This is a genomic window from Roseomonas genomospecies 6 (assembly GCF_008365375.1).
GTDB lineage: Bacteria > Pseudomonadota > Alphaproteobacteria > Azospirillales > Azospirillaceae > Azospirillum.
In genome coordinates, this window is record NZ_QOKW01000009.1 from 94,717 (window position 1) to 109,626 (window position 14,910).

18 protein-coding genes are annotated in these 14,910 nt (G+C 61.4%); 11 read left to right on the forward strand and 7 right to left on the reverse strand.

Features of this window, described 5'->3' with window-relative positions; all coding sequences use genetic code 11:
* The first annotated feature begins 137 nt into the window (after positions 1–137).
* From DS843_RS13655 to DS843_RS13665, 3 genes are read left to right on the forward strand one after another with little or no spacing between them, the layout of a single operon-like run.
* The gene (locus DS843_RS13655; protein WP_149469439.1) at positions 138–341 is read left to right on the forward strand and encodes a hypothetical protein; all 204 of its coding nucleotides are present in this window, start codon (positions 138–140) and stop codon (positions 339–341) included.
* Complete coding sequence (locus tag DS843_RS13660; RefSeq protein WP_149469440.1) at positions 338–538, forward strand: hypothetical protein; 201 nt, start codon at positions 338–340, stop codon at positions 536–538. Before DS843_RS13655 ends, DS843_RS13660 begins: the two co-directional genes overlap by 4 nt.
* 5 nt (positions 539–543) lie before the next feature.
* Positions 544–753 (forward strand): hypothetical protein, encoded by a 210-nt coding sequence (locus tag DS843_RS13665; RefSeq protein WP_149469441.1) that lies wholly within the window; start codon positions 544–546, stop codon positions 751–753.
* A gap of 93 nt (positions 754–846) precedes the next feature.
* Here the strand turns inward: DS843_RS13665 and DS843_RS13670 are convergent, their stop codons facing one another.
* The 3 genes from DS843_RS13670 to DS843_RS13680 all read right to left on the reverse strand — a co-directional run bounded on the left by DS843_RS13670 (position 847) and on the right by DS843_RS13680 (position 3,284).
* Positions 847–1,446 carry a hypothetical protein gene (locus tag DS843_RS13670; protein ID WP_149469442.1) on the reverse strand — a complete coding sequence of 200 codons (600 nt, stop codon included), beginning with the start codon at positions 1,444–1,446 and terminating at the stop codon, positions 847–849.
* Between the two features lie 20 nt (positions 1,447–1,466).
* Positions 1,467–2,105, reverse strand: coding sequence for a hypothetical protein (locus DS843_RS13675; protein WP_149469443.1), 639 nt, complete (start codon positions 2,103–2,105; stop codon positions 1,467–1,469).
* Between the two features lie 225 nt (positions 2,106–2,330).
* A complete protein-coding gene (locus DS843_RS13680; protein ID WP_149469444.1) occupies positions 2,331–3,284 on the reverse strand; it encodes a ParB N-terminal domain-containing protein in 954 nt (317 codons plus the stop codon).
* A gap of 133 nt (positions 3,285–3,417) precedes the next feature.
* On the opposite strand from DS843_RS13680, the gene DS843_RS13685 reads away from it, so the two are divergent.
* Positions 3,418–4,170, forward strand: a complete 753-nt coding sequence (locus DS843_RS13685; RefSeq protein WP_149469445.1) for a hypothetical protein — start codon at positions 3,418–3,420, stop codon at positions 4,168–4,170.
* 212 nt (positions 4,171–4,382) lie between these two features.
* On the forward strand, positions 4,383–4,802 hold the full coding sequence (locus DS843_RS13690) for a hypothetical protein (RefSeq protein ID WP_149469446.1): 420 nt from the start codon (positions 4,383–4,385) through the stop codon (positions 4,800–4,802).
* Positions 4,803–4,818: 16 nt separating this feature from the next.
* On the opposite strand, the gene DS843_RS31195 is transcribed toward DS843_RS13690, so the two are convergent.
* Positions 4,819–4,968 carry a hypothetical protein gene (locus tag DS843_RS31195; RefSeq protein ID WP_167525303.1) on the reverse strand — a complete coding sequence of 50 codons (150 nt, stop codon included), beginning with the start codon at positions 4,966–4,968 and terminating at the stop codon, positions 4,819–4,821.
* 156 nt (positions 4,969–5,124) lie between these two features.
* On the opposite strand from DS843_RS31195, the gene DS843_RS13695 reads away from it, so the two are divergent.
* Both DS843_RS13695 and DS843_RS13700 read left to right on the forward strand, forming a co-directional pair.
* Positions 5,125–5,544 carry a hypothetical protein gene (locus tag DS843_RS13695; protein WP_149469447.1) on the forward strand — a complete coding sequence of 140 codons (420 nt, stop codon included), beginning with the start codon at positions 5,125–5,127 and terminating at the stop codon, positions 5,542–5,544.
* Positions 5,541–6,617, forward strand: a complete 1,077-nt coding sequence (locus tag DS843_RS13700) for a hypothetical protein (protein WP_149469448.1) — start codon at positions 5,541–5,543, stop codon at positions 6,615–6,617. The genes DS843_RS13695 and DS843_RS13700 overlap by 4 nt, the downstream gene beginning before the upstream one ends.
* A gap of 23 nt (positions 6,618–6,640) precedes the next feature.
* On the opposite strand, the gene DS843_RS13705 is transcribed toward DS843_RS13700, so the two are convergent.
* The 3 genes from DS843_RS13705 to DS843_RS13715 are packed head-to-tail and all read right to left on the reverse strand — an operon-like array spanning position 6,641 to position 9,167.
* Positions 6,641–7,750: a serine/threonine protein kinase gene (locus DS843_RS13705; RefSeq protein ID WP_149469449.1), complete on the reverse strand. Its 1,110-nt coding sequence runs from the start codon at positions 7,748–7,750 to the stop codon at positions 6,641–6,643.
* A complete protein-coding gene (locus DS843_RS13710; protein WP_149469450.1) occupies positions 7,747–8,298 on the reverse strand; it encodes a DUF3010 family protein in 552 nt (183 codons plus the stop codon). The genes DS843_RS13705 and DS843_RS13710 overlap by 4 nt, the downstream gene beginning before the upstream one ends.
* Before the next feature lie 59 nt (positions 8,299–8,357).
* A complete protein-coding gene (locus tag DS843_RS13715) occupies positions 8,358–9,167 on the reverse strand; it encodes a hypothetical protein (protein ID WP_149469451.1) in 810 nt (269 codons plus the stop codon).
* 156 nt (positions 9,168–9,323) lie between these two features.
* Here DS843_RS13715 and DS843_RS13720 point away from each other — a divergent pair, with 156 nt between their 5' ends.
* The 4 genes from DS843_RS13720 (at position 9,324) to DS843_RS13735 (ending at position 14,878) form a co-directional block, all read left to right on the forward strand.
* Complete coding sequence (locus DS843_RS13720; RefSeq protein ID WP_149469452.1) at positions 9,324–12,161, forward strand: competence protein CoiA family protein; 2,838 nt, start codon at positions 9,324–9,326, stop codon at positions 12,159–12,161.
* A 156-nt stretch (positions 12,162–12,317) separates the two neighbouring features.
* Positions 12,318–12,542, forward strand: a complete 225-nt coding sequence (locus tag DS843_RS13725; protein ID WP_149469453.1) for a hypothetical protein — start codon at positions 12,318–12,320, stop codon at positions 12,540–12,542.
* Positions 12,539–14,086, forward strand: a complete 1,548-nt coding sequence (locus DS843_RS13730) for an AAA family ATPase (protein WP_149469454.1) — start codon at positions 12,539–12,541, stop codon at positions 14,084–14,086. Before DS843_RS13725 ends, DS843_RS13730 begins: the two co-directional genes overlap by 4 nt.
* A gap of 114 nt (positions 14,087–14,200) precedes the next feature.
* Positions 14,201–14,878 (forward strand): hypothetical protein, encoded by a 678-nt coding sequence (locus DS843_RS13735; protein ID WP_149469455.1) that lies wholly within the window; start codon positions 14,201–14,203, stop codon positions 14,876–14,878.
* Positions 14,879–14,910: the final 32 nt, after the last annotated feature.

Consider the following 14,910-nt stretch of genomic DNA (forward strand, 5'->3'; position numbering starts at 1 on the left):
CGGTTTCGCATTGTGCTCGGAACAAACAAAGAACATCATTGTTCCGTCACCAAGCGAGGCACCTCGCGCGGCGGCTTGCAACGAGACCGGTGGGCGCGCGACGCGCCACCGGCTTCGTGCTCCTCGGGGAGGCGGACATGGAGGTCGAAGGAATGCGCCCTGGTGTGCTGCTGCTGCGCGACGGACAGACCGGTCTGCGCGCTGCAGTCCGTGTCGCCATGATCCAGGGGATCTTCGAGGGGGAAGCGGGCGGCACCTTGGTCACGCTTCCCGGCGGACGCATCCTCGCGGTCGATGACACCTTCGATTCGGTCGTCGCCCTCATCGGATGGAGCCGATGAAGGCCGTCAGCGCTGCGGAATTCGCCGAGAACATTGAGCACTGGATGGCGGACGTCGAATTCGCCAACGAGGCGATGGTCGTCACTGCGCCGGGTGGCCGGCAGATCGTCGTGATCCCTGGACATTGGTGGTGCCCCGCGGTCGACAGCCCGCCGGAGCCGTCGCCTGAAGCAGGGCCCAGCGAGTGGAATCTATGAAACGCATGCTGTTGATCGACGGCGGCTGCACGCTCGGCCATCTGCTCCGTGATCAAAATGGCATCGGCATCGTGTTCCACTGCGGCATGTGCGGCCGCGATGGCTACATTCCGCTCGAACCGTTGATCGCCCGTTTCGGCCCTGATCGTGCGGTGCCGACCATCTTCGGCCGGCGCAGCGCGTGCGGTGGGCTGGCAGACGCACGCCTTGACTAGGGCGCAGTGCGTAACGTCCCCGGCAAACCGCCACGCCAACAGATTACACCGACCACGCAATCTTGACGCAAGCGAACGGAGAGCCCGTTCGCATTACACTGCAGCATCGCCCGTGCCGGCCGGTTCCAAGGATGGGGGCGCCCCGGCAGACTGGGGATGCCGTGAGCCGTTATCTCCGGCTTCTCGGAAGCGCGGAGGGCGGATGGGATGGCGTTCCGAATACGGCGGAATGGCTTGCAGCGCAGCCAGTTGGCTGGGTTTGATGGTGCGGGACTTTACCATGCGCCGCGCCGTCGCTGGAGAAATCGTAAGAAGCGCTGCTATTTCCCCCGCCCGGCGTCGCGCGTTTGGGTGAACCCGTTCGAGAAGGGTCGCCCATTCCACCTCCCCGACGGTCACGGTCTTTGATTTTCCTCGCTTCTTAGCCCGTGCGGTAGGCTGCCGCAGCGTGAGAACCTCTGAACGAAGCCGGTCAATTGTATCTTGGCGGGAACGCAGTTCGGCAATCATCTGCCCGAAAGCATCGCCTTCTGTTACGATTTGCAAATCGCCGGGGGCGACGCGGTTGCGGCGCACATGATCGACCAACGAGCGCGCCGCTGCCCTCTGTTCGTGTTCGTTGTCTGAGAACAGCATCTGGAAGATGCGGTTCAGGCGGTCATCCAGACCGGGAATGCCGCTGGCTTGTGCCATGCCGCCCTCCTCCCCAGCGTTCAGCGATGCGGCGTCGGCGCGAGCATGCTGGACGAGGGCTGCCCATCGCCGCCAGTCAGCCGGTTGAGGATGGCCGTGACGTTGCGCGTCTGCTCCTCCATGGTGGCGATGTAGCCGGCCTGCTGTTCGATGATCTGCCGGTCGCGAGCCATAAGATCCTCACGGTGTTTGATCTCCATGCGGGCGAGTGCCTCGTGCTCAACGATGCCGTTGAGGCGCTCAGCGATTTCGCCCCACTTGCGTTCGGTAATGCTGCGTGCGGACAGTTCCGCGATCGCCCGCATGTTTTCCTGTGTGGTCGGCGAAACGTTGCCATTCACCCGCACCAACGCAGCGGCGACGGCCCGCGACCCGGTCGTCTGAATGTCACGTTCGCGGGTGGCGACGCCGGTCTGCGCATGGTGCACCCACGAGTCTTGACGTGCGCGTGCCTTGGCCTCAGCCGTGGCACGAATGGAACCGTTGCGCACCAGATCGAACAGCGAACCGTCCTGTTTGAGCGCGCGTCGCAGGCTGGTGTGGGCGGAATTCCACCGTTGCGGTGTCCACTGCGGCTGAATGGCCACGAGATAATCTTCAATGACCAGTCCAGGCTCGGCCTCAACAGCCGCCCGCACACGGGTTTGGATGTTGGTCATGATGCCCTCCATCGTTTCCACTTGGAAGAGTTAACGCCGATGTAGAAAACCGTGCAAACGGGCAAACGCACCCGCACGACAACGATGGCTGATGGGCCTACTCATTCTTTCCAGCACCGAGTTCGACAGATGTTTGAAGTGTTCCGTCAAACACCTTCAAACAGGAAGATGGAGGAGCCGCAGGCTCCTCCATCTTCGTCGCCGTTCATAAAATTGCGCGTCGTCCTACGCCGGACTGGCGGTGGCTTGATCAATTGGTGACCGCAGAGAACGGCTTTGAGCAGGGCGCCGGAGCACTTTGCTGCCCTCCAACGGGGTGTCGAGCAACGGAATAACGTCGCGAGGTTTGCGGATCGGCGCAAACCTTGCGGCTTTGACGCCTTGCACATGAGCGTTCCATGCGGCAGCGACCGCTTGGCACAGACCGACGCGTGCAGCCACCGTCCGCGTTGTTCCGTTGCAGGCGAGCACGTTCGCAGCCTTGGGGGGATCCTCGTGGTACATGCCTTCGTCCCGCGCCGCTGCGGTCCAGAACGCTTTCGCCTTCTCGGGGGCATTAGCGAGCGTGTACAGGGCAACGGCAACCACCGGCGGCGACATCATCGCCTTGCGAATGTTCGGCATGCCAGCACTCAAGCAGTCGAGGTATATCCTGGCTGCAGGCAGAAAAGGCCGCATGGCCTCCGATTTGGCTTCTTTCGTCATGCTCTTCGCCAGACGCCTAGTCTGTGCCATCCCGAATTCGCCGACGATGAAGGGAATAGCCCCACCAATGCTCTTCAGGTGCTGCGGCTCCAACCCGAACTCCTGTGCAAACCCGCGGGCGATGCACATATCGGTCAGCGAACGCGGCGCACAGTTGTCAAACATGGTGTAGAGCCGGTTCAGGCAATCTTCGTCCTCCACTTCCCACTCGCATACCGTGAACAGCAGGGCTTTCCCGTACTGGATTTGGGCGGTCAGTCGGTGCTGGCCGTCCACAAGGTAACGACGTTCCTGCCCGCGTATGCGCCCGAAGTGGATCATGCTGCCTTCGGTAAAGGTCCCTGACTTCATGTTTTCGAGTTTGGCGGCCACGACATGTGGCTTGATGCTTCTCTGGCGTGGGTAATCCTCATAGGACAGAATGTCTGAGGACTCGCTGATCGTGTGTGCCCTTTGATAGACTTTGATCGACATGCGAACCTCCTTGGTGTTTGAAGTGAAAACATACAAAGGGTTTCCTTGTGGGACGCGTTTTATCTAGTATCTTCCTCTTTGGTCGCCGTACATTTGTCTTGCCTCGACATCGTGTGTATCGAAGGAGGGGAAAATGAACATTGAATGTTCGAGGAATTCGACGGACAGTCAGTCGCCGTTCTTTGCCAGAGTTTCCGTCTGCGTTCGCGAGCCGTTGTTGTCGGCCATTGACGTGGTGCTGTTCGCAAACGGATTGTGGCGCAAGCGCAGCCCGTTGCTGCGAGCGATCCTCCTGCACCATTTTAATGCTTCAGTGACGCAACCTGTTCGGGGACGCTCCATCGATCTCAATACCTTGGGGCTGCCCTTCGGAGCGGTGACCAGCGTGGACATCCGCAGCATCCGTGAAGCGAACCGGAACATGGTCCGTCGCATCATCCTTCGTCGGGCGGAGGCTGGACGGAGCCCCACGGCGCTGTCCATTGATGTATCTATGCCCCGTAACCTCATGCCGAACCTCGAACGCGTTGCGGCCGACGGAGAGGCGCCGCGCCGCCTGAGCGTTATGGTCCGGGAGACCACCGAAGCATGGTTTGAGGAGCGCCTTCCTGGCTTACTGGCGGCCATGGCAGCCGGCCAGGAAGAGGAATGGCTACGCCGAGTGGACGACGGAAACGAAAAGCCCGTCCCACCGGAAAGCGGCGACATGGTGCGTGCCTGGGTAACCTTCGACGGTGTCGTGCAACCGGCGGCTCGGACAGCGTTGCGCACCCTGCGGTTCCGCCGCGCCCAATGCGGGTGGAGCGGGTGGATAGCGCGCGCGAAGATCGCCGACGCTCAGGCGAGTTTCTCCGATCACGGCGGGCGCCTCCGCCTCGACCTTTAGAGCACGGCGCAAAACCTACGCTGATCTAAGGAAAATCAACGGCCTAAGCGTCCCAAACCAAATTGAAGATTTGATCCACGCTCTCGGGCCAGCCTCTTGGAAAACGCTAAGCCGCGATGTGAAACGTCCCCGCCAAAACGCCACGCCAAACGAAGACACCAACCCGATGGTCCACTGCCTCGGTAACCGATGGAGAAGGAGGAGAATGAGCCATGACGGATGCAACAGCAGACTGGGCACGCCGCCCTGGCCTCCACTGGGTCGTCGATCCCGACGACCCGCTGCAGCCCACCGTGGGCCGGTGGGACGCCAGACGCCGTTGCTGGTGGCTGATCGGTGCTGAGGTTCCGTATCCAGGCGACCTTGAGCCTTTGGGCACCCTAATTCCGCCGCCGCATGTGCTGCCGACACGCGCCATCGCCGATGTGCTTGCCGATGCCGAAGCCGCCGGTGATGCGACGATGCGATGGCCAGCGATCGGCTATGGCTACCGTGATCGGGATACGGGCGCGCGTTACGTCGTTGCGGATGTCGCGCCCGTGGGCGGCGTGCTGACCAGCGGCCACCGCCCCGGTGGGCGGTTGTTCGGCGTTCCGTCGGGGTGGGTGGCGAGGGTGCGCTACGCGGACTGAGGCGGTGGTTCCTCCATCAGCGTCGTGGGTGATCCTTCATCAGGTCTTCGCCGTCCTCGTCCAGCACGTCCTCCGGATCTCGGACGTAGACGGGCACCCGCCCATGGTGCCAAGCCATGATGCGCGCGGCAACGGCGCGCTCCGCAGCCCTACGTCGGGCCAGCACGTCGGCGGGTTCACTGTCAGGATTCGCCCCCCGCCGGCCTCTGGCGTGTCCGGGGGTCAGGCGCGTGGTTGGCCGTCATCGGGCTCTCTCTTCCGCACTCGCACCAAATGCAGGAGCATGTGGACCCATGAGCACCGTCCCTCCTTGGTGATGGCTATGTCCAACTTGCTCAACGACGTCTGTGAACAGCCATCCGGCGCAAACTGGCGGGATGCCGAGGCAAACCTGTTCCGTTTGTTGGAACTCTTGCGGAGCGGCCGCTTCGGGGGATTGGAACTGGCCGGGGCTGCGTTCGAATCCGCGCGCCGGTTTGGCTACCTCTGCGATCTTGCGCTTGAGTTGGATCCAGTGGACCGGGTCGGCTTGCAACGGCTGTCGGCCGAAGCCTGGGCTGCTGTGGAAGGGTGGACTGGAGATTGGATTCCAGCGGTGCCGATCTCGTTGGGGACGCGCTGGTGGCAGCGGCGAACCGGTGCGTACAGCAACAGGTGGGGGATCGGGCCGGGGCTCTACCTAGACCGCTTCCACTCCGAAATCGGCGCGATCACATTTGAGGATCGGCTCAACGGTCGGTGAGCAGCATCTCGCGCAATCAAACCACCTATCGAGCGATCATCTGTGATGATATGCAATTTTCCTGTCTGACCTTTCGTGGATATGGTAATCAGAAAGGACGCGAGCACAACGTATGGTACAGCATGAGCGACAAGAACGAGAGTTCCCGCACCGAGAACGTCTGGTCCTCAGTGCTGCGTCAGGCCGGTCTGAAGATCGGTGATCCGCGTGCTCAGGAGAACCTGGTCGATCGTGTGCCTGAAGGCGTGGAGCCGGATGGCATTCTGAACCGGTATGACTATCGTGAAGAGAAGGTGCGATGTTCTGTCTGCCCAAACCGGCAGCCGCACAACATCGGCATCACGCTGTCGCTGCCGGATGGAACGAAAGCCCTTTGCGGCAGCACGTGCGCCGAAGACCTGTACGGCGAGGATGTTTGGCGACGACTCGACCTCGACTTCAAGGCTCGTGAACGGAAAGCCATCCTGGCGGATGTCGTTCGTCCTATGACGGAGATCGTCAACCGGTCGCGGAGTGTTGCACTGCCATGGTCCGGTGTAGCCTCATCCGTCAGCCATTTTCTCGCAAGCCTGCGCAGGGCCGCACCGACCACGTTCAAGTCGTTGGCGGAAATCGTTCGCAAGCGTGATTCGCGCTTGGAACGTGGTGATGGCAAAGAGCCGTGGGTGGTCGCTGGTGGCGCCTGCCTGCTGGCTGATGTCGCCCTGATGCTGCCCAGACTTGGCGAGCAATTCCGGGAGGTGGAGGCGCTGCTGGCTGGGAACACCGATCAAGTCGAGACTTTGGAGCACCTCAGCCGCCTGAAGGGGGAAATCCGCAACGGCATGCTTGATGCGGCTCACCTTCTCGCAGCGGCACAGCAGTTCATCGAACCAAGCAACTTGCGTGTCGTGGCGAAGTGGGCCAACCTTTCAGCGCGAAGGGGAAGCCGGCACAAGGTCGCCGACACACCAGAAGGGCTGTCCTACGAGATCGAGTGCGGCAGGGACGAGTACTGGGACAATCCCATACCTCGTTGGCCCGCCGACGTCACGATCCCCGATCGAGACACGATCTTGCGCATCTTCGCCTGATGCTGCATCGCGCGCATAGGCGCTCAGATGCTGTCCTTAAGAGAAGCGCAAACGTCCGCCAACGTACCAGGCGCGACTGCGTTGTGCTTGCGCCAATCCCCACTGACCCGCTTCTCGCAGACGTAGAACCCAGGCTTGGCCTCGACGATGCGGTAACTCTTCCCGCCGGAGTCGATGGAGACTTCAGAGCCATTCGATTGCCAAGCCGGCGCCTTCACCAAATGCTGGTTCAGGGCAATGCAGAGGTCGCTTGCCGTCAGGTGACGCTTTGGCGGAGCGGGCGACGTGGCCTTGCTGATCAGCGTCCGAATCGACTTCGGAACCCATGGAGCCAAGGTGTCGAGGTCGAGTAACCGCCCGGATTGGATCCGCTTGCGCACGGCTTGATCGACGAAAGTAGACTGATCCGCGCGGTGGGGAAGGGTCGCGAACTCCTTCTTCTCCTTGGCGGTGAGCCAGTCCATCTCGCTGTACGGCAGCCGTCCCCCCAGAAGTTGGTAAAGCACGACGCCGCACTGATAGATGTCGCCCGTCCGACCGTAGAAGCCTTCCCACGACTCCGGAGGACGGTACGCGAGCGAATGACCGGAGCCGGGAACGGTGTCCGCGCCTTCTGGTATTTGTTTCACGGACCCGAAATCCGCAATGACGGCTTCACCAGTATCGGACAGCAGGATGTTCTCAGGCTTGATGTCCCGATGCAGCAGCGCCTTGCTGTGCAACTCCGACAGCGCACTCGCGATACCGAGCACAAAGTACAGCGCCTGCTTCAGGCTGAGGCTGTTCCTGGCGATGTAGTCGTCTAAATCGCCATTCTGGAAGTGGGGCATGATGAAGAACGCCCACTCGCGATTAACATATCCGGCATGATCGAGTTGGATGACGTTCTTGTGGTTGATGCCCGCTAATTTCTGGGGCTCGGCATGGAATTTATCTTCACCGCCCCAATAGTAATACTTAACGGCGATCTTCTTTCCTGATATGTTGTTTCGGCCGAACACAAGGTATCCATTGGCGCCTTTGTCGGATACCCGCTCGATCTCGAAAGCGGTGATCTCCTTGGTCACATGGGCAAGAAGTTCCTCAGGTAGAACATCCAGCCCATCCACCGAAGCCGTGACGGCCGCCATCATGCGGTCTCTCGCAACGCCAGGGCAGTCGCGATCAGAAGTGCCTCTTCGCAGTATTGCTTGTCTGCTGTCGGCGGTTCCACATCGGCGTCACGGAGGATCTTGGTAGCGGTCTTGGTGTGGAGAAACTCCACGGATCGACAGACGTCGTTCAGTTGAACGATTGTTTCCAGTTTGTAGGACGCTGCGCCAGGCTTGTACATTCCCGACTTCTGGCGCTCCTTGATCACGATGCGCTCGATCGCGTGCTCCCGAAGGATGCCTTCCAGCGTGGTCTTCGCCGCGCGCAGTTGCTCGGCGTTGTCCGCATCCGCGATGGTGATCTTGGGACGGGGAAGAGCCTTAACCTTGAGGCCGTCGGAGGAAGCCTCCCCAAGCACCAGGATGATGTCCTTCCCGCGAATGTCGATCCCGCAGACGTGCATCACTTTTCCATTTGGATGAACCGCTGTCGGTGCAGCGACAGATAGTGCATACGCCACACCAAGCGTATCGGCAAGCGTGGTTATGGCTCCACTGTTTTGGAAATGCGTATGAACCTGATGATCCACAAGAAAATGAGGCCACTCGGGGTGTTGATGGTGAGCGTCGGGATGAATGAACCAACGCCTCAAACGCGCTGCAGAAACGCTGCCCAGTAGCGCTGCACGTCTTGAACCTGATCGTAGGGGTAGCGCGAAACGCCGCTGTTTCCTTCCGTCGCCAGCCCGTCCTTGATCTCGGCCATGCGCTTCAAGATGGCATCCCTGATGCCATCCGACAACGGTCGCACGCGGATGCGTTGTGGCCCAGGGGTGCAGCCCGGCCAACCGGCTGGGTAGTGCTCGGGCAGGTTCCCGGCACGGATCCAATCGGCATCGTCCTTCACGTCGTCGTGGTCACAAACCCAGCCGTACAGGTGGAAAGCCGCCGTGCGCAGAATGCGCTTCACCTCGGGTATGCTGTCGGTCGCGCCCTTCAGCGGAGCAGGAAGAAGCACCATGTTCGCGACGCACGAGTAGTAACGTGCGTTCTTAATAACGTTGTTCGTGGTTTGGAATGACGGATCATCCACGCCCCAAAGGTGACACACGGACCAGTTTCTCGGTCTCCTCCCGGTTGGGATTCCCAGGGCGCTGCACAGCGCTTTTCCCGCCTTAATGTTGGTCTCCACGTTCTCGGTCTTCACCTTCGTTGTCCGATTGGTGTTCGTGTAGCGGGTTTGCCAGTCGGCCTTGTAGGCCGGTGCACCTCGATAGAACTCCGGATACCAGGTGGGAAGGAGGCGGAATGTCTTGGGATCGACCCAAAGGGCGGTGCGCGCGATCAAAGCGACCAGATCCGGCAGGTCGTCCTGAAGGACTTCGAGCCCGTCCGGGACGGTGTCAACGTCGGCGATCGCTGCGGGCGATGCGGCAATCGAAACCCCAGCATCCGGCATGATCGGGACTCCTTGTGGAACGCCTGCATCTTACGACTGCCTGAATGGACAGGATAGGGTCCGCGACCAACGTTTCGCTCTGGGGTGGAGTAGAATCATTGATCTGCAAGCACATCCAATTCATGCTGCACCAGCCACTTCGACGTTCTGATCGTCATGCCGTTCCTCTGCTACGACGCTGCCGACAGTTTGATCCACGCCGGCCGGTGCTCGGCCGAGGAGTGGGTGCGGTTGCAGTCGGGGTGGCGCGCCCTTGGGCTGCGCATGACCTGCTGTCCCGCAGCGGCCATCCCCGTGACGCTTGAGACGGGCACCCGGTTTTTCAGACATCATCTCGGCGAGGACTGCGGCTCCGAAGGCGAGTCCGTAGAGCATCAGGCGGCCAAGGCCGAAGCAGCCATTGCGGCCGCGGAAGCCGGCTGGACTGTCCAGGTGGAAGGCCAGGGCTTCGCACCGAGCGGCGAGGAGTGGAGGGCTGATGTTCTCTGCGAACGCGGCGAAGAGCGGGTTGCCGTCGAGATCCAGATGTCCAGGCAGTCCTTGGACGAGTACGCGCGCCGACAGGCGTTGTACGCGGCGTCTGGTGTTCGAGGCATGTGGCTGGTCGGCCATGCCGGTTTTGATCGTCGCTGGGCCACGGCTGAACTTCCCGCAATCCACATCGAGTTCGATGGACTGAAAGCGTCTGCAGCACTGGGACAGCGTTCGGTGTTGCGGCAGCCGCTTGGAGAGTTCGTCAAGGAGTACCTGGCAGGTCGGTGGTACTGCCGGAGGCCGCTCAAGGTGCCGGCCGTTCTGATCCCGGAACTGACCGCGTGTTTGGACTGCGGCCGCGCAATCCGGGCCGGCCGCGTCATCGCCGCGTTTCCGGGCGAGGCAGACGACCGGTACCCGTCACGTCCGATCTTCTCCTGGTACGGGGGCTACCATAAGGACGAGCCGCTCAAGGACGCGGCCTGGGAGCAGAACGGCATCATCGCTCTTGAAGAGCAGGCTGAAAAGTGCCCGTACTGCCGCGGACGCTTAGCGCCGGTCCGCTACGGCCCCGAAGCCATGCTCAAGGGCCAGCATCCAATAAGCAGCCGGCACGGAACCATCCGCCTGGACGCAAGCGGTTGGTGGCGCACCGGCGAGCCCCTGCTGCCCAGAGGGTGGGTCACGCGACGGCGACCGGCAACGGGGCGCGCCCTATCCGTCGCCGAGATCATCAAGAAGCAGGACGACAAACTGCCGGACAACCTTCGTCAGCCGATGCGCCATCGTCGTAGGGCGTGCCAAGCCCTGCTCTCGGCCATTGACGGGCTGACCGACTGGGAGTCCAGTGAAGGGAGGTGGCGAGACTCTCCCGAGGGGCGCTGGCTCCCGGACGTCGTTGTCGAGGAAACGATGCCGAACCAGGGCGGGCGACGCATTGCCTATTTCCTGGCACTCGGCGAGGAGGCTTTGGAGAGCCGGCGCAAGCACGCGCTGCTGGCCAAAGCCGCGGGCTTCGAAGCCCTTCTGCTGAACCCGACCTCCCGTCTTCAGCAGTTCACCGACCACCCGACCGAGATCGTCGTGGAGTACGGAGACGAACCCTCGGTGACGCTGGCCGGAACACGCATGCCGCTGGAGCGGTTCGCAGCCGACTTCGTCCGCAGCCAGTGGGTTCAGCGGACCTATGTGACGGTTCCCTACTCATCGATCCCTGAAGCGGCTTCGTGCCCTTCCTGCGGGCGGACTGGGACGACGGCGCGACATGTGGCGCTGCACTTCGGCGAAGCCGACATCGCCTTTGGAGATGATGTGGTCGTTCTACCGATATCCGCGCTGAGCAGCCGTGCCGTCTATCCGATTGGCCGGCGCCATACCGGAGGTGCTCTGAGCCGGTACTGCGTCTGCGGCGCCAATATGACCTCGAACCTCCCGTCCGAGGTCGTGATTGCCGACTACAGCGACATCCAAGTTCGTAACGGCCGCATGTCCATGTACGTTGGCCCCTGGGTTCGCCGCGGGTCGGTGCCCACCATGCCCGAAGCGCTCGGGGTGGCGGAGGGGAGTGGCGGCTGGACACCGGATGACTGGCTGCGCCATGTGGCCAGGATCGCTCCGCCGCCCGAGCATGACGCCCTCATGTTCAGGCATGCCGCGCTTGGCGCCATCGAGCAGGGCGCCCGTGCGGCCGCAGGGATCGTTGACGTGATGCACGTCGAGGACGGCGTCGTACTCGTTCGCAACCGCTCCGAGGTGACCGCCGTCGCTCTCCTTTCCACGATGCCGGGATCCGGCGCGGACGACCGCGTGCGTGCCGAAATCGAAGCGCTGTCGGCGCTCGTGAAAAAGGCCGGCGTGACGGACACGTACTGGTTCTCACCCCTACCACACCTCCCACACCGTGAGCATCGCTTCCCGGTGGTCAGCATTGGGCAGGACGAACAGGGCATGTGGGCGGCTCCAACCCATGACGGGATGGTCATGCCGCTCGACGGCTTCGTGGCTGGGCTCTTGGACGGAGAGTGGGAGAATGTCGGCACTCTCGACCTTGCAGTCGTGCTGGTGCCCGAACAGGTGCGTTGCGCCTGCGGGGAGGTGTCCATCATCACTCCTTGGTGCGCCGCGACGCCGGTCGGTCGTCATGTCCCGACGTTCGCCCCGACGCTGGGAGCAAAGGGTGCAGGCACCGTGAGCATCGTGGACTCCGAAACGCTTCGGGCTCGTGCCCACCGGCACCTCAAGGTCGTTCCGTACGTCGAGCGCCCGGATGGAACGGTTGCGCAGCCCTGCCGGCGGTGCGGCCGCGACCTGCTGTCGGCGCTCACCCCCGAGACCCTGCTGAAGCGGTGGGCCGGCGCCGGCTCTGGTCAGGGGGTGAAGAGGGTGAGCGTCAATCGGTGGTGTCGTGTCGGGGAGGCTATCCTGGTGCAGCCGTGGCTTGTGGCCGGGAAGCCGTCAACGACTCGTCAGTCAGTAGAGGAATGGTTGTCAAAGACGGCGCCGCAACAGGCTTTGTTTTGAGCACCGTACGGGCAAGGCGTATCATCCATCCCCTGTATGGGACTGAAGGCTCCAACTGAGGGCATATCGCATCTACAACGTTCCTTTCGGAACGCTTGCTCATTCACTATTCGCGTTTCAGTTGGTATCCTCGGCCTCACATGTGATGGGGGCGTCATGGCTGACGAGGGCGAACTGGACCTCCTGACCAAGGAGGCAGTCGAAGGTGATTGGATCGACGTCAGAGTACGCGAAGCGCTTGGCGTGACCACCGTTCCGGAAGAGGTCGCAAATGCGGTTAACGCTGCGATGCGTGGAATGCAGGACCGGCGACTGTCATCCGGTGAGATAGCGAGACTGGCAAAAGAATTCCTCGGTTTCCTGGAGGCGGGAAATCGATGAGGATTCAAGAACTGTCCGCCGAGTGGTTCCGGGGCGCGGCCGATACCATCGCGCTCAACACCGACAACAAAAGCGTTGTTGTGTACGGCCCCAACGGTTCGGGGAAATCGACATTTGTAGACGGTTTGGAGTACCTGTTGTGTAGTGGAAAGATTGCTCATCTTGGCCACGAATACAGTGGTCGTCGCCTGGAAAATGCGATCATCAACACCCATTGTCCGGCCGGCGCATCTCGGCGGTTCATAGTGAAGTTGGATGGAGGTTTCGAGGTTGTGGCCGAATTGGCCGCGAATGGTGCGGCCCGTTTCCTGGGGAATGATGCACTGGAGGGTTGGGAGAAGGGTTGGAGCATACTGCGCCAGGACGAGGTTTCTGCGTTCGTCCACTCCAGCAAGGGGGACAAGTATTCCGCTCTCCTTCCTCTCCTTGGACTGGAGCCCATTGAGAATGTTGCTGCGAACTTGCGCAGCATCAGCAATCGGGTAAAGGAAGAGGCCGGCCTCGAACGGCTGAGAGCGCAACTCACCCAATTGACACAGGAATGGGATGCGGCGTTCCCTGGCGTGGCGACTACCTCGGTGGGAGGTCTTATCAAAGATCTGCATCGCAAGTACCTGCCGGAACAGGAAGTGCCGCCTACTCTTCCAGAAACGCTTGCGGCGTTGCGTCGCAGCATCTCCGAACGCATTGCGGGGCTGGACGCCGAAGGTGCATGCCACTTTCATCTGAAAGTTGCTCACGAAGCCGACCTGCGGTCACGCCTTTCAGAGGCGGTTACAGCCTCCGACCATGCGGCCAAACTTGCGGAACCTTTGCTTGAGGAGCGGCTCGCAGTTCTGCGTTCGGCAGCCATGTTCGGGCGCAAACTGGCCGATGAAGGGCTAATTCATTGTCCCGCGTGTGGTCGTGAAATCGATGCCGGCGAGTTCAAAGAACACGTTTCGCTCGAAGCGACTCGGCTGGAAGGGGCTCTGAAGGCATTTGAATCCCGCAGGCTGGCATTCGGCCGGCTGGCGAGCGCATTGGTGACGGCCATTGGTGCACTCAGCAGGAAGGAGGTCGCCATTTGGCGCTTGGCGCCGGAGCAGGCGCCGGTCTCCAAAAACCTTGAAGCCCTGTCGTCCTTCGATGCTGAGCGTCTGAGGGAAGGCGTCGCGACACCTGAGTTGGAACGCCTGCGCGAGAATCTCCATCCTTTGGCGGCCCACCTTGAACAGTCCGTCAAGGCGGTGCCGCCGTCGGTGGAGCAGGTCGTGACCGATCAGAGGATGGTGAACGCGGCAGCGTCGCATGCAACCCGGAGAGCCTGCGCTTCGAAAATCACCGTGGTCGAGGGCTTGCTCGCTTTCCTCGGGCAAGTCGAGGCGGAAGTTCGAAGCGAGATCCGGCAACGGACCGAAGTTCTTATCGATTCGATCAGCACTGACCTGCGACGGATGTGGCTAATTCTCCATCCAGATGAAGCGGTTGATGAAGTGAGGCTTTATCAACCAGATGGAAACAAGGCGATAGACATCGCGCTCCGCTTTCATGGCAAGAATTAATTGTCACCCCGGCTTACCCTTTCCGAAGGACACCGAAACAGCCTTGGTCTCTGCATTTTCTTCGCGCTTGCAAAGAAAGGAGGGCAAAACTTTCCGCTTATGTTAGACGATGTCGTGACCAGTTTTGATCGCGAACATCGGAGTTTTGTTGCTGATCTGTTGATGCAGGAATTTCCGGATACCCAGGTTCTGCTCCTCACCCATGATCACGACTGGTACGTCGAATTGAAGAGACGGCTGCCCGGTAATCGCTGGATGACGAAGGCGCTGTTGCCCTGGTCAGACCCAGCGACCGGCATCCGGTGGGACGGCAAACCGCACGGCCTCGGTGCGTCGAGGGTCTTGGTTGAGGTGGACGTGATGGCTGCTGCCAACCGAGCACGGGCTGTCATGGACGTCGAGATGGCGGTGATCGCTGAACGCCTGGCAATCCCCGTTCCCTTCATCCGGGGCGCAAGGAACGATTTGCGTGGCGCTTTGGATCTGGTTCAGCGCTTTCGGAGTCGTGCACAAGGGCGCTTCAAGAAGCGGAACGCCCAAGGCAACTACGAGGGCTGGAGCGATCCTGCGGACCTCGCCAAGGCCGCGGAAGATTGGCTTGTCACCTACGGCAACGCCGGAAGCCACGGCCGGATTCTCACCAACTTGGAGGTCGGTCGCCTGATCGACGCATGCGACGCGCTGTTGGGCGCCTTCGAATGCATGTCCTGCAACACAGCGGTGTGGCACGCCATGGACGCTGGCCGTACCCACCTCCGATGTGATTGCGGGCAGGTTCGGTGGAACCTGTGAGCAGGTTCATCCTGGTGCGTCGTTCTGGGTGA